The organism is Shewanella algidipiscicola (genome assembly GCF_900380485.1).
Taxonomy (GTDB): domain Bacteria; phylum Pseudomonadota; class Gammaproteobacteria; order Enterobacterales; family Shewanellaceae; genus Shewanella; species Shewanella algidipiscicola.
The window spans coordinates 220,345-243,721 of the sequence record NZ_OXJV01000018.1; the positions used below are offsets into that span (position 1 = coordinate 220,345).

The following is a 23,377-nucleotide window of genomic DNA, read 5'->3' on the forward strand; positions in this document are numbered from 1 at the left end:
AAAAGCGTTAACTCACCACGCCTAAAAGCATAATTGATAAGCCGCTCTCAAATACAACTTATTATCATTTGTCTTTAGTTTTGGTAGCGTTATTATTCGCCCCATTCTCGCTCTGTTTAGGCTAATCGGTAACATGAACCGCTTGACGACTCCGTTGATCACCGCAGTCTTGATGACTATCGGCACGCCTCTGCTCGCGACAGAGATGGCCTCCTCTGGCAGCGTCGATGATTTACATATTAACAATATCATCACCCACGAGCCCTCTCCCCATAACGCTATCATCGACTTAGCCTGGGACAGTCAATATATCTCCCAGGGCCGTAATAATTTAAACGAAGGGGGCATTTACTGGGCAACTGCCGCTTGGCAACAGCAAGATATCACCTTGTATAGCACAGTTGGGCGCGCCGATAGCATGGCCTATATCGAGTGGAATCTCGGTCTAGAATACGCCTTGCCTCTTGGTGATCGCTTTGATGGCTCACTAGGCTACCAGCGCATCCAAGTCTATGGTGATGAAGAGTGCGCTGATAATGAGCTGTTTGCCTCGCTCAGCTACACCCATATTGGCTGGCTCACCCCCTCTATTGCCTATACCTACTCAACCGCAGCCGCCGGTTATTTTGTTGAAGCCAGCCTTCACAGTGAGTGGGCGCTTTCACCGCAACTGACCATCACCCCTTATGTCACCCAAGGCTTTGATGTTCAATATGTGACTGAAGCACATAATGGCCGTAACCACTTACAGTTAGGCGTCGAAATCCAGTATCAACTCAGCCCACAACTGACCCTGTCGAGCCATATTAGCCACACCTTGGCCCAGCAAGATATTAAACACCAAGTTGGCCCACATAGCGGCAACTTAGATCACACCTTTGCCGGCTTGCACCTCAATTGGAGCTTATAGCATTCACTTAGCGCATATTGCGCCCTAGGCTAATCTCAACTAGTTTTAAAGCTGACATAAAGGCAAGGAACGCCTTTAGTAACCATGAGGGACAAGGAATGCCTAATGTTATCCGCTGCGCCATACTCACCTTTGTGATACTCAACGCCATTGACGGCCTAGCCCAAGCAGGCGAACCATTAAAACCGCTCCAGCCCACAACGCCACCAGCAAGCACACCTATCACCTTGCCTGCAGACAGTGCATTAGACAGCGAAGGCAACCCTATCGTGATCCCAGGCCAGCACCGCAGTGCGCTGCATTATCGCGCCCAAGATCTGCCAACCACTAAGCAACCTAAATCCCAGCACCGTGAGGCCCGTAAAAAGCCCAAAAAAGATAATCGTCGACGCACCGCGCAGAGGCAACTGGTAGCCGATGATCCTAGTTGTCGTTGGCTGCATCAACGCATGAACCAATTAAAACGTAAATTACAGTCACAATCTAAACCCGAGTTTGGCTTTCATCGAGATGAGCTTAACATCCGCAAGAGCGAATGGGATTGCATGAAATGCGGCGCCGAGGGTCCCTCTGTGAGCGACTACCAAAAGTGCCAATACAAACGCTAATCTCAGCCTATTAATACCATCAAGCCAAAGCACTTACTCACTATATGGTCTTTGCATAAAGCCAAAAACGCCACTGGTTTGCCAGACAGTTTGCCCCTACAATGACCGCAATATGCAATCGTTCGAATTTGGAGATAATGATGGCTCAACACTTTGACTATATCTGTTTAGGCGCAGGCAGTGGTGGTATCGCCTCGGCAAACCGCGCTGCAATGCGTGGCGCTAAAGTACTGTTGATAGAAGCAAAAGCCCTTGGTGGCACCTGTGTCAACGTAGGCTGTGTACCTAAAAAAGTCATGTGGTATGGCGCTCAGGTCGCCGAAGCCATGCACTTGTATGCCAAAGATTATGGCTTCGATGTGGCAGTCAATAAGTTCGATTGGAGCAAACTAGTCGAAAGCCGCGAAGCCTATATCAAACGCATCCACGGCTCATACGACCGCGGCCTTGAAAATAATGGCGTTACCTTAGTGCGCGGCTATGGCCGCTTCGTCAATAACAACACCATCGAAGTCAATGGCGAGCATTACAGTGCCGACCATATCCTTATCGCAACGGGCGGCGCACCGACCATCCCAAATATTCCGGGCGCCCAATATGGTATCGACTCTGATGGTTTCTTCGCCCTCAACGAACAACCTAAACGCGTGGCCGTAGTGGGCGCGGGTTATATTGCCGTAGAAGTGGCGGGCGTGCTGCATGCACTGGGTAGCGAGACCCATCTGTTTGTGCGTAAACACGCACCACTGCGCAACTTCGACCCTATGCTAAGCGAAGCCTTAATGGAAAGCATGGCCAGTAACGGCCCAAGCCTGCACACCCATAGTGTGCCTCAATCTGTGGTCAAAAATGCCGACAACAGCCTTACGCTCACCTTAGAAAACGGCGAGCAATATGAGGTCGACACCCTTATTTGGGCTATTGGCCGTAAACCATCGACCGATAAAATAGGCCTAGAACACACTGACGTCACCCTAAACGATAAGGGCTATGTCGTGGTCGATGCACAGCAAAATACCACAGCGAAAGGCATTTACTGCGTCGGCGATATTATCGAAGGCGGCGTCGAATTAACGCCTGTGGCGGTTAAAGCGGGACGTTTGTTATCTGAGCGCCTGTTTAATGGCATGACAGAGGCGAAAATGGATTACAGCTTGATCCCAACCGTGGTCTTTAGCCATCCCGCTATCGGCACCATGGGGCTCACAGAGCCAGAAGCTACCGCACAGTTCGGTGAAGCCAATGTCAAAGTGTACACCTCAAGCTTTACCTCTATGTATACCGCCGTCACCGCTCATCGCCAAGCCTGTAAAATGAAGCTTATCTGCGCTGGCGACAATGAAAAAGTCGTAGGTATTCATGGCATAGGTTATGGCATGGATGAAATACTGCAAGGATTTGGCGTCGCCATGAAGATGGGTGCCACCAAGGCCGATTTCGACGCAGTGGTTGCCATTCACCCCACCGGCGCCGAGGAATTTGTGACGATGCGCTGATAGGCTAAGGCTAAGCATCGATTAATCCATGGCTAGTGGTTAAAAGGTTATGCCCTCGAGGGCATAACCTTTTTTATTGCGCCGCGCTCTGGTTAGGATAAGCCGAGCACCGACACCTTCCTACAAGCCGTTAAGCTAACAAGCAAAAAAACCTTGTTGTGACGACAAAAATAATTAGCTTTGCAGCTTACGACTTTGGCCCTAATGTCGCGTCCTTATTTTTAAGCAGTAACAGCAAACAATCGAATGATAAACAAAGCAATTGCAGCAAGATTAATCCGATTGGGTGATTTATCGCTATATTTAATCAACGGCAATAATCCTGCTAATGGTTAAATGTGTTACTGTTTGGTTAACATGCCATCATTACAATACATTTTATTCTTACCTGCTGATCTAAGTAGGAATTTTTTATACCTTAGGTAGCCTAAGGTCGCTATTAAGGAAACTAGGTATGCGCATCGCAATTTTGTCTAGAAACGAAAACCTTTATTCAACTCGTCGCCTAAAAGAAGCCGGAGAAGCTCGTGGCCATGAGGTCGATATTATCGACACGCTGCATTGCTATATGGATATCACCAGCAGCAACCCGACCGTACGTTACATGGGTAAAGTATTACCTCAATATGATGCGGTGATCCCACGTATTGGCTCGTCGATCACTTTTTACGGTACTGCCGTGGTGCGTCAATTTGAGATGATGGGCACATTTTGCGTTAACGAATCGGTTGCCATCAGCCGCTCACGCGACAAACTGCGTTCATTGCAGTTACTCTCGCGTAAAGGCATTGGTCTACCGCGTACTGGATTTGCTAGCAAACCCGATAAAATCAAAGATTTGATTAAAAATGTCGGCGGCGCACCCCTGGTCATTAAGCTGCTTGAAGGCACCCAAGGTATTGGCGTGGTATTGGCCGAAACCACTAAGGCTGCCGAAAGTGTAATTGAAGCCTTTATGGGGCTTAAAGCCAACATTTTAGTACAAGAGTTTATTAAAGAAGCGGGCGGCGCTGATATACGTTGTTTTGTGGTGGGCGATAAAGTCGTTGCCGCCATGAAACGCCAAGCGGCCGAAGGCGAGTTTCGCTCAAATCTGCACCGCGGCGGTGTAGCGCAACTGGTGAAGTTAAGTAAAGAGGAGCGCGCCACGGCACTCAATGCAGCTAAGGCCATGGGACTTAATCTGTGTGGTGTAGATATTTTGCAATCTAATCATGGCCCTGTGGTAATGGAAGTTAACTCATCGCCTGGATTAGAAGGCATCGAACAGGCGACCGAAAAAGATGTTGCTGGGCTGATTTACGCCTTTATCGAAAAAAATGCCAAACCCAATGCCAACAAAACACGTGGTAAAGGGTAATGGATAACTCAGCCTTACACATTGGCGGAGTGGATATTCTCCCTGGCGAGCAGCGTCAGCTGCAACTGCCCGTCGCTAGCCTGTACACCGATACCCAAGTGTCGATGCCAGTGCATGTGATGCGGGGCAAAAAGCCAGGGCCTAAGGTATTTATTAGTGCGGCCGTGCATGGTGATGAGCTCAATGGTATTGAGATCATCCGCCGCTTGCTGCAACTGAATATCAAACTCACTAAAGGCACGCTCATTTTAGTGCCTATGGTCAATGTGTATGGCGTGTTAAACCAGAGCCGTTATATGCCGGACAGGCGCGACCTTAACCGCAGCTTTCCGGGATCGAAAAAAGGCTCGCTGGCGGGGCGAGTGGCTTACACCTTTATCAATAGCATAGTGCGCCACTGTGATTATGGTATTGACCTGCACACTGGCGCGATACATCGCTCTAACTTGCCGCAAATTAGAGCAAATTTAGACGATGGCGAAACATTAACCTTGGCGCAAGCCTTTGGTGTGCCAGTTCTACTCAATGCCAACGTGCGTGATGGCTCCCTGCGCGAAGCGGCGGTTAATAATGGCGCGCGAGTGTTATTGTATGAGGCTGGCGAAGCCTTACGCTTTGATGAGTTATCGATTCAAACTGGGGTCAGAGGCATACTCAATGTATTGTCCTCTTTGGGCGTGATGCGTAAACGCCGCTTACGGCAGAAAATAGCCCCCTTTGTGGCCAACCGTAGCGACTGGACGCGCGCCGCCGCCAGTGGTTTTGTGTGTGAATTTGCCAAGCTAGGCGCCTATGTTGAAGAGGGTGAGGTGTTGGCTGAAATCAACAACCCTATGGGCGAATTGATCCAGCAGGTGACCTCTAATCGCGCCGGCATCGTCATAGGTAAGCAAAATATTCCCTTGGTTTTAGAGGGGGATGCTATGTTTCATATCGCCTATTTTGGCAGTGCTGCCGATGAAGTGGTTGAGCATATCGAGATCATGAATGAGCAGATCACCCCTATCGCCACGCCCGTCATATAAACGCTCATCATAGCGGGTTAACGTTATCTTGTTAGGGATAAAAAAACATGAAAAAAATCATTATCGGAAATTTAGAAATCTGCCACCTGCCAGACCTAGGTATTAGCGATCTGCAGGTGCGTATCGATACGGGGGCTAAGACATCATCACTACACGTCGACAACCTAAAACGTGTTAAAGTAGGCGGCCGTCCTTATGTCGAATTCGATCTGCATCCCGATGTATATAATTTGGAGCAGACGGTACACTGTAAGGCGCCAATGCATGACTCTCGCCGGATAAAATCCTCTAATGGTGAAGTTGAGCAGCGTTGTGTTATCCAGACGACACTGCAATTGGGTGATCATCAATGGCCTATCGAACTGACATTAAGTAATCGTCAGGATATGACCTATTTGATGCTGCTTGGTCGCGAAGGGATGGGCGATCGTGTGTTGGTTGATCCGGCGCAGAGCTTTTTACTTAACTGCTAACCGAATCAATCGTTAATATCGCGATTCAGTAATATATTAGCAGAGTCGCTTTTACCTCATGTCGGTTATCATCGCCGACATGAAATGGCCAGTGCATTGGATAAAAGCAATACCATCAATGGACTGCAGCCTGTAGTACGCCATGGCGCATCGCCGCATCTTGGCCTGTCACTAGCTTGATTACAAGGATATTCCCATGGCAATGCCTGAACATGAGCCTCTTAGCGAAGAAGAGATAAGAGACGACCTATTATCTCGGGTCATCGACATTGTCAGCCACCCTGAAGAGCAGGAATCGGCCTCACTGGCCTTTATCAGTGATTATAGTGATGCCGATTTGGCTAATCTACTCGAATCCATCACAGATCAGTACCGTGCGGTCGTGTGTCGCTATATTCCAGCCGATCGCGGCTGGGGCATCTTGCACCTGCTGCATTATGAAACCGCTCGTCATGTGCTCGATATTCTAACCGAAGCGCAGATGCAAGAGCTGCTCAAGCGCATCACAGAAATTGACGTACTCACCTTCGCCGAGATCTTACCCAGCGAAGTGGTCGAAGATTATCTCGAGCAGCAAGAATCCCTCACCATAGAGCAGATGCAACAAGCACTGAGCTATCAAGATGAGGAGGTAGGACGTTACCTCAATAATGATATTTTACGCTCGCGCCCCACGGCCCCCGTGAGAAGAGTATTAGAGCGCATCGAAAAATATCCCGAACGTGATTTTGTTGGGGTTTATGCCGTCGATGCCCAAGGCGAATACCAAGGTGCATGTACCATAGAACAGCTTCGCCACGTGGCCCCGAGTACGCCACTGGCTAATATTATTGTAGAGGTCGACCCTATCAACGACGATCAAGATATTACCAAAGCGGCTCAACATCTTAATCCCGTGACTGGCTTTGCGTGGCATCCGGTACAAAAAGAGGGCAAGATCATTGGCGCGATAGCTGTGTCCATTTTGATGCAACGCCTCAAAGAGCGTAGCTTAGAAGTGCTAGCCTCAGAAACGGCGCAAGATGAAGAAGATCTGTTTACTCCGGTTACCGTCGCCGCCAGAATGCGCGCTATCTGGTTAACAACCAACTTGCTAACCGCCTTTTTAGCCTCTTGGGTCATAGGCTTATTTGGTGATGCGCTGCAACAAGTAGTGGCTCTGGCTATATTAATGCCAGTTGTCGCCAGCATGGGCGGTATTGCTGGTAGCCAAACTTTGGCAGTGGCGCTACGGGGGATTGCACTTAACCACTTAAAACGCAGCAACTTAAAGCTACTACTCGATAAAGAACTTAAAATTGCCGCCTTCAATGGTGTGTTGCTGGGCGCATTAATTGGGGTGGTGGTGAGCTTTTGGTTTAACTCGGTACCGCTCGGTGGCATTATTTTTGTCGCCATAGTGTTTAACAGCTTGGCTGCGGCCTCGTCGGGCACAGTGATCCCCTTTGTACTTAAGCAGATGAAGATAGATCCTGCCGTTGCGGGCTCGGTGATCTTAACCACAGTAACTGATGTGGTCGGGTTCTTTATCTTCTTAGGCTTAGGCAGCTTATTACTGTTACCTTAACCGTCGAGACTTTGCCGTGGGTGAGGCGTATTGCCCGTGGCAAAGCATCATCGACCAAGCAGAGCTTAATTAAAAAGATATTAAGTAAAATTGAATCTTAAAATAAAGCTTATTGAATTTATTAGAGCCTAAGTGCTGGTTATACTGCGATAATCACACTAGAACTCGATCACCTTGTAGATGAAATCTTTGTTTAGCCAACTCCTTGACCAGCCTTCACGGCTAATTTTTATACTGTGCGCCCTGCTTTGTTTAACTCCGGTTATCTCTTCACCTATCGCCTTAGTGCTGGGCTTTACATTAGCGAGTCTTGGCTTAGTCCCATCCCAATGGGATATCGGCGCACTGACCAAAAAGCTGCTGGCTTATTCCATCATCGGCTTGGGTTTTGGCATTGAGCTTGAAACGGCGATCAGTGTCAGCCTCGACAACCTCGGCTTAATCCTAGGTTCGATTATATTCACCTTAATCTTGGGCACCCTGCTCACTCGATTACTCAAGCTAGACCACAAGCTCGGCCATATGATTGCTGCCGGCACCGCCATCTGTGGTGGTAGCGCCATTGCCGCAGTGTCTCCGGCCATTAAAGCCGACAGCCAGCAAACCGCTCTGGCGCTAGCCACCGTATTTGTACTTAACTCGGTGGCGCTGTTTCTGTTCCCAGCCTTAGGCCACCTATTGGAGATGAGCCAATATCACTTTGGTGTATGGAGCGCTATCGCCATTCATGACACCTCCTCTGTGGTCGGTGCGGCTTCTGCCTATGGTGATGAAGCCTTAGTCACCGCCACCACCATTAAGCTGGCACGCGCCCTGTGGATAGTACCACTGGCATTAATTAGCGCCATGGTATTTGGCGGTAACAAGCGCAGGGTATCTGTGCCGCTATTTATTGTGTTTTATTGTGTTGCCATCGCTATCGCCCATTATCTCCCCCAAGGGCAGGTGGCTTATGAGGCCATCTTCATGTTGTCAAAGCGGGTGCTGGTTTTGTGTCTGTTTTTGATAGGCGCAGGGATCACCCTTCGTAAGATGCGTCAAGCGGGTGCCAAGCCGATGATATTAGGTTTACTGCTTTGGGTCGCAATTGGGGTCGGTTCGTTACTGTATATCATTCACTTTAGTTGAGCCGTTGATTCGCCACACTAAGGCTAAAATAACCACCAACGCTCCAATATCAATAAGGGCGCGAGTCAGGCCACTGGTGAGTACTGAGGCCATCACGAAGACGCCACAACAGATGATGAGCAGCCACTTTTCCATCTTGCCTCCGCTGGGCGTTATGTTGAAGTGGCCATTATTTATCGGTATCTAACATTCGCCAAATATCGATTATTACTAACAAATAGCTGGATAAGCTAACCAGCCACACTGCCGGCGATATCCAGTGGCCTTAACACAAGAGGTTACTGACGTAATCGCGCTAAGAGACGGGTTAATAGAAGGGCGTCGGGTCGACACCTAAGCTGCTGGGCGAGAGCCCACGTTCGATATGCACATCCTGTTTTAATAGATCCACCATCACCACATCTATGTAGTGTTTATGGGTGTTGGAATAGAAACACTTAAGCACGGGATGCAGGGCATCGCGGTCTTTCGCATCCCATACTATTCCCACGCGACCATCAGACAGTTGCACCAAAGAGCCTACTGGGTAAATACCGATACAGCGAATAAACTCATACACTAATGCCTCGTCTAAATGAAACGGGGTTAAGCTGAGTAGGATCTTAAACGCCGCGGCCGGACTCATCGCCTCTTTATAGCAACGGGTGGCGGTAAGCGCATCGAAAATGTCGATAATACAGCTCATGCGGCCATGCAGGCTTATCTGCTCGCCAGCAATACCATTGGGGTAACCTTTACCATCGAGCTTTTCATGGTGCATTAAACAAACATCACGACTGATTTGTGACAAGCCTTGCGTTTCTGCCAGTATCTCTTGGGCAAATACCTGATGTAGTTTCATATGCTCAAACTCTTCAGGCGTGAGTCTTCCTGGCTTGTGGAGAATCTTGTTGTCGACCTTCACCTTGCCAATATCATGCAAGATCCCGCCCACGGCCAACTGTTTAAGCACATCGCGTTCAAGGGCCAAATACTTACCAAAGGTCACTAATAAAAAGGCCACATTGATAGAGTGTTCCAGCAAATAAGCATCTTTAGAGCGCAGCGCTGAAATACATTTAAAGGCATCGGCATCCAACATGACTGACTCAATCATGTTCTCTGCTAAATCTTCAAACGGCTCAACGGTAACCGCCTTGCCTTCAAAGGTTTCAGACAAGACTTTCTGCACCAGATCTTTCGCCTCGGCCATCAAGCGTTTAGCTTTCTCTTGCGACTGCTCACGACTGACTTTTTTAACGACAGGTGGAGAGGGGGTCTGTGTGGGTTCTACTGTATGAGGTGTTAAGCCACAGCTGGGGTCTGAACGATTGGCGTCGACCCACACATATTTGATGTTGTTTTTATTTAACTGATTGATAGCCTCTGTGCTTTTAATCTGCCCGGGATGGGCGATATTCACTAGATCTTGCCGCTCTATTGCCGTGACGTACATGCCAATAGACAAGCGCCGCACCGCAATTTTGATTATGTCCGCTTTATTGACCACTCATTCACCATTTGCACCAAGCCATACGGCGAGCTATCCAATCACTGTTCAGTCTAGTACGAATCATGCCTAACGAGGACAAATTCACAACATAAAGCTCTTAACGGCGATGGTATGCTGAGTTAAGTTAAATCTCCACAAGTTTTTTTGCATAATGTATTTGGTACAGCTGCCATATGAGTCACGCTGCAAATTTAGCACTACCGAGGCTTACGATCGATCCGATTAAAGCCTCATAGACTCATACAGGCCGCACGCTTAGCGCGGTGCACTCAATCGCGCCCACTAACCAACGACGGCGAGCACAGTTGACGCAAGAGCGCAGCTGATCATCGACCTGTTCATCTTCATCGTCGGCGATAAAGTGCTGGCACTGTGCCGCAATATGGCGAGCCGCTTGATAATTATCCCCCTCAACCGCTAGCTGCCAACGCCCCTGATGCAGACTAAAATACTGTGTCATAGCGGCTCCATTAATAATGCTTCAGTTGCTGTTTTAGCGCGTTGCGCCAAACACCCTCTTGCTGATACACCAACAGGCAAACTTGATGTTCGCGGTACACGGCCTTCACCTTACCTGACAGTTGCAACGGCGTTTTAAAACACAGTGGCTCACCGCTGTCGGTTAGCACACAATCGACGCCTGTTTGCTCAATCGCCTCGGCAACCGACAGTTCCACCATACCAGCCTCCAGTCCCGGGAGCTTAAATTGCCCCTTGATCCGGCCATCATTACCTTGTAACCGCAGCCCTAAGCCTGCCATGGCACCAATTACACCTTGGCCTGTGCCGCCATGCTCACTTAAGTGAATGCTCTGCGAATGCGCCAACGCATAAGCCTCGGCCTTGGTTTTCACCTCTTTCTTAGCCGCCAGGCCAAAGTCGATTAAGGCTTGATGATCGCAAGCCGCCTGAAGATCCAGCAAGGCGATACCAGGATCAGACGCTGGCGCACATTCTTGCTGTAAGTGTTTAACGGCTATCTCTAGGATCTGAGTCTGACACAGAGGCGTTCGCACTTGAAAACACATGGCACTATTGTGTGAGGTATAGGGAATATCTGGATGGACAAATAACTGATGGCGAGTCACAAACGCGCAACGGCTAGGCTGTCCTGCCGATAATTTGAAGGCAATTTCTTCGGCGATCTCTCCTGTGCCTTTAGTGCCAATATCATCGGTATCATCGATACAGACCAACCAAGACGCTAACCCCTGTTGACGTTCCATACTTACAGCTCCTCACGGTCTAACAGATCATGACTTCTCAAACGTTGCAATACTGGGGGCACCAATAACGCCGCCAGTATTGCAAAAAAACTACCAAACACTAAACTTTTACCCAGTTGCAATAACACCACCTCAAAGCTCAGTCCCACTAAAACATCCTCAATCGTCCCCTTACTGGCCCATGCAACTGTCCCTACCAAGGCTAAGATAATGCAGCGCCATCTAAGCGCCAGCACGGTCGGCAACACCAGTAGACACAGATCCATGGCGGCGGCCGGCAAGGCAAATTTAAGCACGATAAATGGCCCTCCTTTACCGACGCTCAACATCATCGCCATTAAGCCTGCCAAGACACCACACACAGTGATCGCCCCTTTTTTACCGACGGCGCCATAACAGATCAGGTAAAAAAAAGTCATCAAAAACATCGAGTGTCCGGTCAAGCCTAACTTGAGTCGCAGCATCCCCTTCAAGGCCACCAAGAGCGTGGCGCAAAAACCGATAAAAAGGGCATCGTGCAGCGTGAAACCTTTATTTTGCATGTAATTTAATCTCATTAATCAGGCCAATGGGTCGGCTTATGGTGGACACCAAAGCGACGCAATTTAGCGGCTAAGGCCATCTGTTTAGACAGCTTTAGCAGTTGAATTAATAACGGGTAGAGCACGCAATAAATCAACTCGCCCCAATGTTTTGGTCGACACAAGGCTTTGGGCGTAATGTTCGCACCACGCATCACCTGCATCTGATAAGTATCTTTCACCTCCAAGCCAATTCGTGGCAGTAAACTGAAACAGGCTGCCATCACGAAGGCCCATTTATGCGGCATACACCAACTCAACACCTCGCCAATACGTTGGGGAGCGCAAGTTATAGATAACCACCAGCCGGGAATGATCGCCAGTAATATGCGTATCACCGCCAGCATTGCCTCATCTATCCGCTCGCCACCATGCAGTAACAAATAAAGCGCACAGGTGATCGCCAGCTGAGTCGTAAACAGCAGGAATAATCCTTTAACACCGCCACCCAAATAACGCCCTTGGAGTAACAGCACGCCATTAAACAGTGCGATAAAGGGTAGGTATTGATTGGGTACAAAAAAAGCACAGCTCGAAAGACACAGGCTTAACAAGATACACAAGGCGCACAACTTAGGGTTTTTAACGATAAAGTGCTGTGCCGTGTGGCTGTCTGCCGACACCAAATGACGTTGCTTCTTCCCCTGCTTAACCCACACGAGAATAGGCCTCATTCTGAGTCAGTCCATCACCCGCGAAACATTGCATGCGCTTATCGCTAATGTGCCACACCTGATCGATAGGCAATAAATCCAACGGTCGATGGCTAGCCAACACTATGGCGCAGCCCTGCTCACTCAGGGTTAAAATTAACTTGGCCACCTGACAGAAAAAACCGCTATCGAGCCCTGCAAAAGGATCGTCCAACAGCAAAATTTGTGGCTGCAAACAAGCCAATGATGCAAGCGCGACTAAATGCTGCTGCCCATAAGAGAGTTGGTGAGGCGATTGAGAAGCCAGCGCCGACAAGCCTAATCTGGCGAGCATTTTCGGTGCACGTTCAAGCGGCAACCCATAACGTTTTAAACTAAATTGCATCTCTTCGATGACACTTGACTCAAATAACTGCCGGCTCGGACGTTGATGTAATAGTGCCAGTTGATGCCCATACACGCCTAACTTAGGACGCTGATTTAGAACTGAAATACCGAGATTACCCACATCGGCCTGAATACCGGCTAAACATTTAAGTAAGGTACTTTTGCCTGTGCCATTGTCACCCGTTAAGGCCACGATTTCACCAGCATACAAACGCAGAGCGGCACTTTCAAACAATAACGGCTGACCGCTAAAACCCACCTTAAAAGGCTCAGCATGGATAACCGGAGCCTCCATCGCAGACGCATTAAGCTTCGTCCGCCCGCCAGTAATACCAAGCAGCGCAGGCTCAAGCTCGGCATCATTCTCCTGATAAGGATGTAATTGCCCTGCATCAAGTAGCCACCTGTGGGTCACGCAACTCGAAAAGGCACGCTTATGATGCTCAACAATCACAATTGCCATACCGGACTGTTGCAGCTGCGCGAGTAAGACGGTGAGTTCCTGTACCCCTTGATTATCGAGCTGCGCCCACGGCTCATCGAGCAGCAATATATCGGGTTGCAGTACCAACTGCGCCGCAATCATCAGACGGTATCTTTGTCCTAACGACAGGGTTTCGATGGGGGTTTCTAAGCTAATAAACAGCCCGACTTTACGCAGAGCTTGGCTCACTTGGGCGTGCATATTTGTGGCGGCCACCCCTAAGTTTTCCAATGCAAATGCCACCTCGGCACCTAAGGTTTGTCGCAGCAATTGCACATTAGGATCTTGCATCACAACACCTAAGCATAGCTGCGGCGCGCAATGACGTTCGCCCGCAAAGGGGCGCTCCATAACGCCTAAGATCAGTTTTAACAGGGTCGACTTACCTGAGCCGGTATGACCGTGGATCATCTGGCAATCACCTGCATTGAGAGTAAAATCAAGATCGTCAAACAGCGGCTTAGCCGCTGTTTGATAATGAAAACTGACTTGTCGCAATTGAAGTAACTGCATCAGAGCAATTTAATCTATATCTGCCAGTTGATGCCCAAGAACACCTGTCTACCCGCTTGAGGTAAGCCCTCGCTCTGGTAGTAGTGTTCATCAAGCAAGTTGCTGGCGCGCAGATACACAGATAACTTATCCCCCATGATGGGCTGAATTAAGTTGAGATCGACTAAGGTATAATCGGCTAAGTCTTGCTCAAGCAACACTTTCTGCCCCGCAACCTTTTGTTTCTGTTGGAACACCTGCCCCATGATGTGCTCAATATTAACATTGATACGCATAGCAAAAGGCAGTTCGTAATCGGCTTGTAGTCTTAACTGGTGGCGCGGACGATACTCTAAGGTTTCTAGCCCAGGTGCCGCATCCTTATCTTCACTATCGAGGAAGCTATAAGCCAATGTCACAGCAAGCTTATCGATACTTTGGTTACGCAGCGACACATCGACGCCTGTGAACTGGTAGCGCCCCATGTTTTGGTAAACGCCATCCTTACCTTTAGCAATATAGTTCTCGGCATCGGTGTAGAAGCCCGCAATATTTAAGTCGGTGTTATAACCCAAACCTTGATCGAGACTCAGCTCAATATGCTCAGAGGTTTCCGCTTGCAACGCCTCATTACCCGAAGATAAGGAATACAGATTACGCATCGATGGGAAGCGTATTTTACGTGCAATCCCCAAGTTCACCCGTGTCGCATCTAATACTTGCCAATAACCAGCCACCTGCGCCGAATAATCGGTTTCGTCGTCTTGCACGCGATCTTGTTGATGCAATGCCGCACCAACTGTTGCGCCAAGGTGATCTTGTTGATATTGATACTCGAGCGCCGCGGTGTACATCCATGAAGCATCGTCAAAAGTCTCACCCGAGCCGCCTGAGCCGTTACCGCCGCCTGTGCCTGAGCCGTTACCGCCGCCTGTACCTGAGCCGCTACCGCCGCCCGTACCTGAGCCGCTACCGCCACCTGTGCCTGAGCCGTTACCGCCGCCTGTGCCTGAGCCGTTACCGCCGCCTGTNCCTGAGCCGCTACCGCCGCCTGTACCTGAGCCGTTACCGCCGCCTGTACCTGAGCCGCTACCGCCGCCTGTACCTGAGCCGCTACCGCCGCCTGTACCTGAGCCGCTGGTATCGAAGCTTTCGCTGCTCGACTCCCAACTTTGGCGCTCGGCTAACATGGAGCCCGTCAACAGCTGGCCATCATTAAAATCGGCAATAAACTGTAGGTTAGCGCCACTCACCGTAGAGCGGCCATCTAAGCGTTGTTCGACTAAATGATAGCTGTCATCGGCGTAGCGATTTTCTAACACGTCCGATTGATTTTGATAAACAAAGCCACGTAGGGTATATCTATCATTAAATTGATGTGCCATGCCCAATTGAACGGTATGCGCCTCGTAATCATCGACCCGCTCAAATTTAGGATTACGACTCGTAGAACCATCCACCGCAGGCTTGCCCCAGTCACCATCACTCAAATTAACGTTCGCCATCAGCTCGGTACGATCCGATAACCAATAGGTGCCTTGAGCGAACAGGTTATTAACCGTTTTATCTGAGTTTAAACGCGTATCACCGTGTTGCAATGCCGTATCAGGTTGATCGCCAGACACAGGCCAACCATCAGTTTGTTGTCTCGATAACGAAACCAACCCTTGCCACTGCGCCCCTGAACCTGCCATGGTTACATCGCCAGCAAAAGTATCATTGTCGGCCCCCTCGAGGTGTCCCGACAGTAAAGGCGCATTATCGCCCTCTTTAGTACGAATGTTGATCACGCCGCCCGCCCCACCTGGGCCGTATAGCACTGAAGTTGGACCTACCGATACCGTCACCGAGGCGATTTGACTCGCGGGGATCACGCTGGGGTCAAATTGACCATCTTCGGCGCCATTAGCGGGTACCCCATTAATAAGGTAAATAACATGACGCGATTTAAAACCACGAATATCGACACGAGGAGTGCCTTGACCACCGACACGCACAAAAACACCCGGTGCATTTTTAAGCACTTGTTCGAGACTCTGTACGCCTAATGCTTGGATTTCATCGGCGGTAATACGCCATGTGGTCGTGCTCTGTTGCTGCGCCGTTGGCTTTTCACCCGTCACTACAATCACGTCCGACACATCTAAAATAGGAGCTCTGTTTACAGCATCGGCCAACACCATGGGGCTCGTTCCGACGGCAAGAGCAATCAATGACAATTTGATTATTTTTTGATTTTTATACATTTTTTAATTAATACTCTGGGTAAACCAATAGTGCTATTGTTCAATCTAACGCCAGTAGTCTCAAGCATTCAAAAAACAAAAACCAACCTAGATCGACTAATTCGTGCTTTGTCTGCACTTTAGCCATTCACCAAGGGACATTTTGTCCAATGTAAAACCGACTTAAGACAAAAGTACGCAATGTTTTGTCATCATTTAAAGTCGCATGGTAATACATAATATTTGGACAAGTTCACAGCTTAACCCCCTGTAACTTGACAGTCTTTTACCGGCACATTAGGTTGTGGGAAAGATTCTTATTAGCAATACACAATAAGTTTCTGCATTGCATATTTGGCGCTACTGTTGCCATCAAACAAAGATACTTTTCGACAAAGCTGGAGTATTTATTGAGCGTTTTCTCGCTATCCCAAGCTATAGCATCCTTAACTAGCACACTTAAGCAACTCGAGATCCATCAGTATGGTGAGCCGATTATTCAGCTCTCTGTGCCTGTGGCTCCCTTACCCTCTATTGCATGGTTAGCAAGCCAGTCTTGTTACCCCAAGGTGTATTGGCGCGGGCGTGACACCCAAGAAGAGGTCGCGGCCGTTGGATCATGCAAAGACTTTGCGTTTGAAGATGCTGTCGATGACAACCAGCTGTGCGCCGCATATCAGCAGCAACGTGCCCTGTCGAGTAATCCAGAGATCCGCTACTATGGCGGCGTGGCGTTCGACCGCAATACCGATTGCTGGCCAGAATATGGCCGGGCGCACTTTATCTTGCCTCGTATCGAATTACGTCGCAGCGGTAATAACTACAGCCTATTGATTAATCTCAATATAGAGATCAATGACATCGAATGTGAGCGCCAGATAGCGCTCGATGCACTGCAGCAATTATCACCACCAATGCCCTTGTCGGCGCCCAATAAAATTCACCTGCTCAGTCGCAGCGATCGCCCTAATCAGCGCCGCTGGCGTGAACTGGTTAATCAGGTCACCCAAGATAAATTTATTCAAGACACCCCAAAAGTAGTGCTATCACGACTTACTCAACTGGAAGTGAACGAAAAGGTTGACCCATGGATGTTGCTCGCCAGCTGGCAAGGACGCAATCAAAACAGTTTTCAATTTGGTTTTCAATTTAGCCCTGACAGCGCCTATATCTCTTGCACGCCTGAACGTTTATACCGCCGACGTCAACGCGAGTTGTTTACCGAAGCCTTAGCCGGTACTACTACTCGTGGCCTCAATGAAGAGGAAGATGCACAACTTGCTAAAGCGCTACTCGATGACAGTAAAAACAGCCATGAAAACCAACTGGTGCGCCAGCATATTGTCGATGCACTTACCCCATTGAGTAACTATGTCGGCGCCGATGAGCTCGCTAAGGTATTTAAACTTAGCCATATTCAACATCTGCACCGGGCTATCAGAGCCGAGCTCAAACCAGGGGTGAACGATTTTCAGATTTTATTGGCCCTGCATCCCACCCCAGCCGTTGGCGGTTTACCCAGAGACTCGGCAATTAATTTTATTCGCCAGCGTGAGGGCTACACACGCGGTTGGTATGCTGGTGCCTGTGGATACTTCAACAAGTATGAGAGTGAATTTGCCGTGGCCATTCGCAGCGCACTGATTGAACCGGGCAGAATCAATCTTTTTGCTGGAGCTGGTATTGTGGCAGGCTCCGAAGCCGACGCAGAATGGGGCGAACTCGAAAATAAATTGGCGACGATACTTTCGATACTCACCGAAGTGTAAAAATCGCTGACACAAAGTGCACTTAATGCTGATTTTTGCCTAGTAAAATAGACAGATTTCCCCTCCAACGGACGCAGATTATCTGGCTTAATGCAGATAAAAGCGTCAATTGTGCTTGCTCATTGGAGCTAATTCTCTATAATTTGCCGCCCAAATCGATAGACTTCATTGCAGCTGACCACTCTTTGGTAACTTAAGGCTTAAGTAAGAGTCGGTAGAGTGCGTGAGCAAGGTGTCGTCATAAGCGATAAGCTTAAGGCGATACACAATGAATAATTTTTACTATAGCGGGTTCCCTCACCCCGCATTAACCACTAAAAAGGCCACAAGATGTTAATGCTATCTCGCACGCAACTGCAGCGTGCTCTATTACTGTTAGTCAGTTTTCATATTCTGATCATTTCAGCCAGTAACTACTTAGTTCAACTTCCTTTTCAACTATTTGGCTTTCACACCACTTGGGGTGCGTTTAGCTTTCCGTTTGTGTATCTTGCGACCGATTTAACTGTGCGGATTTTCGGTCAGCAGCATGCACGTCAAATCATCCTTAAAGCCATGTTACCGGCATTAGCTATCTCCTATTTTATTGGAGTATTGTTTCATCAAGGTAGCTTTCAAGGAGCGCAGTCGTTAGCCGAATTCAATAGCTTTGTCTTTCGTATCGCCTTTGCCAGCTTTGCCGCTTATTTGGTGGGACAGCTTATGGATATTACCGTATTTGCCAAACTCAGAAGCTCAAAATCATGGTGGATGGCACCAGCGGCATCCACTGTTATAGGTAATCTCATTGATACTTTAGTGTTTTTTAGTGTGGCTTTTTATGCCTCTAGCGATACTTTCATGGCTAGCCACTGGCCAGAAATTGCGACCGTAGATTACGGCTTTAAATTGATAGTCAGTTTAGGCCTGTTCCTGCCAGCCTACGGCGTACTGCTTAAGGTATTGCAAGATCGGATTTTGGCCTCAAAACCACACAACAAACTGGCCTGACCAGTTATTTTGGGCTATTATCGCGGCACTTTTTTAATCAATTCCAAGTGCCGCTTTGGTGGCATTGTTGTCTGGAGAGCTTAAGATGTACACCACGACGATTGCCCGTCATAGCGAACTAACCGATGACTTATTGCAAAGCCTAATCACCCTAGCGCGGCAAGTCCCCGAATTTGATGGTCGTTATACCATTGAAGATTATCGCAGCCGCTTAACCAATAAACCTATGTTGGTACAGCTGGTGAGTGTTGAGGGCGAATTGGCGGGCTTTAAAATAGGTTACAGCGAACAACCAGGCCAGTTTTATAGCTGGCTGGGTGCCGTAATGCCCGAATTTAGACAACTGGGACTGGCCAAAACCTTACTGGCCGATCAAGAGGCTTGGGCAAAAGCACAAGGATTTGATCTCATCGCCGTTAACACCTACAACCAGTTTACGAGCATGCTACAGATGCTGATTAAGCAAGGTTATAAAGTGGTTGGTCTGCAAACAGACAAGGAACAAGTGGATAATAATAAATTGTTTTTAAACAAGTTATTAAATTAAACACAATAAGATTGTTCTTTACACGTAAATAACTTGCCAATCTAAATGATAATGACTATCATTTGCATGCGTTCCAAAACTCAGTTTAATTAGCACTTCATCTCTGCTTAATGATTGAGTTATATGCTTCACATTGCTCACGTACTTTTTCGCCGGAATATTCTTATTCCGGCTTTTTTTTGCCTGCAATGAGGCCCCTCAATATCTCACTTAAGCGATAAGCCTTATCGGCCTTTATCTTTAAGTCATAAAAACGGCAGCCCTTGGGCTGCCGTTTTTGGTATCGATAGAATTTAAGATCTGTTTTTATTATTAATATTGCTGGAAAAATGTAACCCGCCATAAGGAGGGTTTAATTGATCATCTTTAGCCTTATGGTACAAGCCAATGGTAAAGATGGTTCCCTTACCTAAGATTGAACTGACCTCGATGGTGCCACCGATCCGCTTAATAATACCGTAACTGAGCGACAACCCTAAGCCGGTGCCATCTTTACGTGTGGTATAGAAGGGATCAAAAATCCGTCCGAGCTGCTCCTCGGGGATCCCTTTACCCTCATCTTCAATCTCAATTTTAACCCCTATAGGCTCACCCCGTTGCAACCAGTCATAGGTGCGGATCTTGATACGGCCACGACCGTCCATCGCATGGGCGGCGTTAACCACCATGTTGATCAATACCTGCAGCAACTGAGGTCGATTCACCTCAATGGGATAGCTAGCGTTAAGCTCTTGGATCAACACCACCTCCTGCTGCTGCACCGAATGACGCACCAAAATCAACATCTCTTCGATAATGGGCGTCAGCTGATGCATCTCCAGTGGCGCGTTAAATTCACCGGGACGACTGTACTGCAACAGGCTACGAATAATGGTGCTGATGCGCCCAACCTGTTGGATCACTATCTCAATCTCTTCTTCAACATCTGCCGCCTGATCGCCCAGTTCATACTTAAGCAACTCCATATTGCCTAAGATCACCGCTGTCGGATTATTAATCTCATGGGCAATACCGGCAGTCAGCTCACCGAGCGCGGTTAACTTCTCATTGGTTACCAATTGTTGGCGCGTTTCGTTTAACAGAACCACGTTACGTTGTAGCTCTTCGGTTTTTTCTTGCAGGCTGCGGGTGCGCTCTTCGACTTTAACTTCTAACTGCTCGGCCGCCGCTTGAATTTGATTATTACGCCGCTGTAGCAGATCGAGCATGCGATCAAATTGCTCTGCCAAATTCGACAGCTCATTATCTTGCTCCAGCCCGAGTGAACCGATACGTAAATTACGCCCAGACTGCACCGCTTTGACCACGTGATGGATCCGCTCTATCGGCAGTAATAAGCTATAGGCGCCGCGGTATACCAGCAAACCTGACACCAGTAATACCAACATTAAGATGGTGCCTAGCTCGATAATGTTAAGCAGGTAATTATGAATAAAGGGCGACTCAGAAAATCCGGTGTAGATCATGCCGATACGTTTGCCACGAATATCGGTCAGCGGCGCATAAGCCGAAATAAACCAGTCGTTATAAACAAAGGCTCTGTCGACCCAGAGCTGGCCATTAACCAAGACTTTTTGGCGCACCTCTTCAGACACCAAGCTACCGAGTGCGCGCCCCTGTTTCTCACTGTTTTGCGGCGAAAAATGCAATGGCACATTGGTGCTGATGCGAGTGTTATCTAAAAAAATCGTCACGGTACCGATAGAGCGCTCTGGCAGCGTGCCTTTGTCGTACACCAAATCACGAATATGGTCGACAATACGCATATCTTGGTTAAGTAAAATACCGCCATCGAGATACCAGCCAACGGTGCCATCGCCACCAACAATGGGTAACAAGCTACGACTGAGCATCCCGCGCTTTTCCACCACCTTACTGGGTTTTTGTGAGCGTGGCGTATCAACGAGCGGGATCACTGCTGCCGCCTCAAGCTGTTCGCCCAAGCGCGCTAAGCGCTGAGGCTGAAGGACCATGAGCCCAGAAATGGCTTCAGCATTATTGGTTTTGGGTAACATCATCCGCAAGTCAGGATCGGCCGCGGCCTCAGCAACGCTAATAAGCCGCAAAAAATCGAGATGCAACGCTGCCTTTTGTTGCCCCAACAAGGCGCTAATCTCATCAGCCACCATGGGAGATTTTGATTCGAGTTGACGGAAGGCGTTTTGAAACTCCCACGACACCATCACCTGTTTGAGCTGTTCTTCTTGTTTAGCCTGCACCGCTACCAAGGTATTGCGCGCCACGGTTAGGTCGGCTTTGACCTTCATAAACAGCTGCTTACCTGTATAGCTAATGTTCCAATAAATGGTAATAAACACCAGACTGACCAAGGTCAATAAAATCGGCAGCAAGGTTAACACTAAAATGCGGTAGCGTACTTTGGCTTGCAGTTGTTGCCAGTTAACACCAAACAGTCGAGGAAAAAACGCCACGTTAGCTCTCCGCCTCACTCTGTTCTGGCTCAAACCACTCTTTATATTTGCGATCTAAAGTTTTTCTTGAGACGCCTAAATCGCGGGCGGCGGCCGATTTATTGCCTTGATGTAGATCCACCACCGATGTAACGTGATGTTTTTCTACTTCTTTTAAGCTCCAGCTCAGCGGATAACCCGCCTCGTTTAACATTTCAGACTTAGGTTGCTGCTTCCAATATTCTGCCGGTGGCTTACCCAGTAAAATACAACGCTCAATCATGTTACGCAGCTCACGAATGTTTCCTGGCCACTCATGCTGCTGTAATTTCAGCATATCCTCATGGCTCCACACCACCTCTTTTACCCCAAGCTCGGCGGCCAGCTGACGAGTAAAATGGTGTGTCAACTCGACCACATCTTCGGGGCGCGAACGTAATGGGGGGATAACGATATCGAGCACATTGAGGCGATAAAATAGATCACGCCTAAAATTGCCAGCCTCAACCTCGTCGGCGAGTTTTCGGTTGGTCGCCGCCAGCACTCGCACATCAATCTTAATCTCTTTTTCACTGCCTACCGGACGGATCGTACGCTGTTCGAGCACCCGCAATAACGCGGTCTGCATTTTCAGCGGCATCTCGCCTATCTCATCTAAGAAGATGGTGCCGCCAGAGGCAAAACTAAACAGCCCTTCACGGTTGCCTTTAGCCCCGGTAAATGAGCCTGCAGCGTGGCCAAATAGTTCGCTCTCGAGCAGTTCAGGGGCGATAGCACCACAGTTAACGGGCACAAACGGCCCTTGACGACCACTTAAGAGGTGTAGCTGTCTGGCCACCAGCTCTTTACCTGTACCCGACTCACCTTCAATTAAGATCACCGCATTGGTCGGCGCAACGCGCTCAATCACATGCTTCACCTCCATCATGGCATCACTGCTGCCAATAATGGTTGATGACTGACCGATAGAGACTTCGCGGCGCAGCATCAGGTTTTCACGCTTGAGCAAGCGACGCTCGATACAGCGATCTACCGCCTTCATCATCTGCTCCAGATGAAACGGCTTCATAATAAAATCGGAGGCGCCAGCGCGCAGTGCCTTTATCGCCACATCCATATCGGCGTAGCCTGTCATAAAGATAATGTCAGAGCGACGCTCATTATCGTTTAAGGCTTCATCCCATTCGATCCCCGAACGTCCAGGCAAACGGATATCAACAATTAATAGATCAAAATGACAACGACTGCGTAATTGCTCCGCATCTTCAACACTGCCCGCGGTCTCTACTAAGGCAAATTTCTTCGACAGGGCTTTTTTTAAAAAACTGCGCATTCCAGGCTCATCGTCAACGATTAGCACAGATACGGCAGACGGTAACGGTTTCATCTCTTTATTTGGTTGGCTCATATTGTCTTCTTTTGGACATTTTGACACACATTAAATGGATTCTAGCACCAAAGGCCAGCAAATTGGTCACCATGAACCAGGGTTATATGACTTTGGGACATTATGTCTGGTAGAATTTTATCGACCTTGGGATCTGTCTCACACT

Annotated in this window: 20 protein-coding genes and 2 pseudogenes; 11 read left to right on the plus strand and 11 right to left on the minus strand. The window is 48.5% G+C overall.

Features of this window, described 5'->3' with window-relative positions; all coding sequences use genetic code 11:
* Window positions 1–133: 133 nt before the first annotated feature.
* From DN599_RS14845 to DN599_RS14880, 8 genes are all read left to right on the plus strand, one after another.
* Window positions 134–910: a hypothetical protein gene (locus DN599_RS14845; RefSeq protein ID WP_110458361.1), complete on the plus strand. Its 777-nt coding sequence runs from the start codon at window positions 134–136 to the stop codon at window positions 908–910.
* A 98-nt stretch (window positions 911–1,008) separates the two neighbouring features.
* Complete coding sequence (locus DN599_RS14850) at window positions 1,009–1,518, plus strand: hypothetical protein (RefSeq protein WP_110458362.1); 510 nt, start codon at window positions 1,009–1,011, stop codon at window positions 1,516–1,518.
* Between the two features lie 140 nt (window positions 1,519–1,658).
* Window positions 1,659–3,014 carry a glutathione-disulfide reductase gene (gene gorA / locus DN599_RS14855; RefSeq protein WP_110458363.1) on the plus strand — a complete coding sequence of 452 codons (1,356 nt, stop codon included), beginning with the start codon at window positions 1,659–1,661 and terminating at the stop codon, window positions 3,012–3,014.
* Window positions 3,015–3,468: 454 nt separating this feature from the next.
* Window positions 3,469–4,374, plus strand: a complete 906-nt coding sequence (rimK, locus tag DN599_RS14860; protein WP_110458364.1) for a 30S ribosomal protein S6--L-glutamate ligase — start codon at window positions 3,469–3,471, stop codon at window positions 4,372–4,374.
* Window positions 4,374–5,399, plus strand: a complete 1,026-nt coding sequence (locus DN599_RS14865) for a succinylglutamate desuccinylase/aspartoacylase family protein (protein ID WP_110458365.1) — start codon at window positions 4,374–4,376, stop codon at window positions 5,397–5,399. Before rimK ends, DN599_RS14865 begins: the two co-directional genes overlap by 1 nt.
* Before the next feature lie 47 nt (window positions 5,400–5,446).
* Window positions 5,447–5,872: an ATP-dependent zinc protease family protein gene (locus DN599_RS14870; RefSeq protein WP_110458366.1), complete on the plus strand. Its 426-nt coding sequence runs from the start codon at window positions 5,447–5,449 to the stop codon at window positions 5,870–5,872.
* Between the two features lie 196 nt (window positions 5,873–6,068).
* Complete coding sequence (locus DN599_RS14875) at window positions 6,069–7,439, plus strand: magnesium transporter (RefSeq protein ID WP_110458367.1); 1,371 nt, start codon at window positions 6,069–6,071, stop codon at window positions 7,437–7,439.
* Window positions 7,440–7,619: 180 nt separating this feature from the next.
* Window positions 7,620–8,567 carry a YeiH family protein gene (locus DN599_RS14880; RefSeq protein ID WP_110458368.1) on the plus strand — a complete coding sequence of 316 codons (948 nt, stop codon included), beginning with the start codon at window positions 7,620–7,622 and terminating at the stop codon, window positions 8,565–8,567.
* Here DN599_RS14880 and DN599_RS18755 read toward each other — a convergent pair.
* The 9 genes and pseudogenes from DN599_RS18755 to DN599_RS14915 form a co-directional block, all read right to left on the minus strand.
* The gene (locus DN599_RS18755; RefSeq protein WP_162924196.1) at window positions 8,541–8,702 is read right to left on the minus strand and encodes a hypothetical protein; all 162 of its coding nucleotides are present in this window, start codon (window positions 8,700–8,702) and stop codon (window positions 8,541–8,543) included. The two genes, DN599_RS14880 and DN599_RS18755, sit on opposite strands and share 27 nt — an antisense overlap.
* A 172-nt stretch (window positions 8,703–8,874) precedes the next feature.
* Entirely contained in the window at window positions 8,875–10,056 is a 1,182-nt protein-coding gene (locus DN599_RS14885) for a cyclic di-GMP phosphodiesterase (protein WP_275426008.1), read from the minus strand.
* Between the two features lie 241 nt (window positions 10,057–10,297).
* Window positions 10,298–10,519, minus strand: coding sequence for a hypothetical protein (locus DN599_RS14890; protein WP_110458369.1), 222 nt, complete (start codon window positions 10,517–10,519; stop codon window positions 10,298–10,300).
* Window positions 10,520–10,529: 10 nt separating this feature from the next.
* Window positions 10,530–11,285 (minus strand): DNA-binding protein, encoded by a 756-nt coding sequence (locus DN599_RS14895; RefSeq protein WP_110458370.1) that lies wholly within the window; start codon window positions 11,283–11,285, stop codon window positions 10,530–10,532.
* A gap of 2 nt (window positions 11,286–11,287) precedes the next feature.
* Entirely contained in the window at window positions 11,288–11,827 is a 540-nt protein-coding gene (locus DN599_RS14900; protein ID WP_110458371.1) for a core component of ECF transporter, read from the minus strand.
* 14 nt (window positions 11,828–11,841) lie between these two features.
* Window positions 11,842–12,540 carry an energy-coupling factor transporter transmembrane component T gene (locus DN599_RS14905; protein WP_110458372.1) on the minus strand — a complete coding sequence of 233 codons (699 nt, stop codon included), beginning with the start codon at window positions 12,538–12,540 and terminating at the stop codon, window positions 11,842–11,844.
* Window positions 12,515–13,168 (minus strand): annotated as a pseudogene (locus DN599_RS19105) (ABC transporter ATP-binding protein); the annotation flags it as partial. The pseudogene DN599_RS19105 and the gene DN599_RS14905, both read right to left, overlap by 26 nt.
* 279 nt (window positions 13,169–13,447) lie before the next feature.
* Window positions 13,448–13,903 (minus strand): annotated as a pseudogene (locus DN599_RS19110) (ABC transporter ATP-binding protein); the annotation flags it as partial.
* A gap of 14 nt (window positions 13,904–13,917) precedes the next feature.
* Complete coding sequence (locus DN599_RS14915) at window positions 13,918–16,128, minus strand: TonB-dependent receptor (protein ID WP_204165139.1); 2,211 nt, start codon at window positions 16,126–16,128, stop codon at window positions 13,918–13,920.
* A gap of 389 nt (window positions 16,129–16,517) precedes the next feature.
* On the opposite strand from DN599_RS14915, the gene DN599_RS14920 reads away from it, so the two are divergent.
* From DN599_RS14920 to DN599_RS14930, 3 genes are all read left to right on the plus strand, one after another.
* Entirely contained in the window at window positions 16,518–17,876 is a 1,359-nt protein-coding gene (locus DN599_RS14920) for an isochorismate synthase (RefSeq protein WP_110458374.1), read from the plus strand.
* Between the two features lie 330 nt (window positions 17,877–18,206).
* A complete protein-coding gene (locus DN599_RS14925; RefSeq protein ID WP_110458375.1) occupies window positions 18,207–18,866 on the plus strand; it encodes a 7-cyano-7-deazaguanine/7-aminomethyl-7-deazaguanine transporter in 660 nt (219 codons plus the stop codon).
* Between the two features lie 85 nt (window positions 18,867–18,951).
* Window positions 18,952–19,413, plus strand: coding sequence for a GNAT family N-acetyltransferase (locus DN599_RS14930; RefSeq protein WP_110458376.1), 462 nt, complete (start codon window positions 18,952–18,954; stop codon window positions 19,411–19,413).
* Between the two features lie 293 nt (window positions 19,414–19,706).
* Here DN599_RS14930 and DN599_RS14935 read toward each other — a convergent pair whose 3' ends face one another.
* Together DN599_RS14935 and DN599_RS14940 are read right to left on the minus strand one after the other, a co-directional pair.
* On the minus strand, window positions 19,707–21,845 hold the full coding sequence (locus DN599_RS14935; RefSeq protein ID WP_110458377.1) for a sensor histidine kinase: 2,139 nt from the start codon (window positions 21,843–21,845) through the stop codon (window positions 19,707–19,709).
* Between the two features lies 1 nt (window position 21,846).
* The gene (locus tag DN599_RS14940) at window positions 21,847–23,232 is read right to left on the minus strand and encodes a sigma-54-dependent transcriptional regulator (RefSeq protein WP_110458378.1); all 1,386 of its coding nucleotides are present in this window, start codon (window positions 23,230–23,232) and stop codon (window positions 21,847–21,849) included.
* Window positions 23,233–23,377 lie beyond the last annotated feature (145 nt).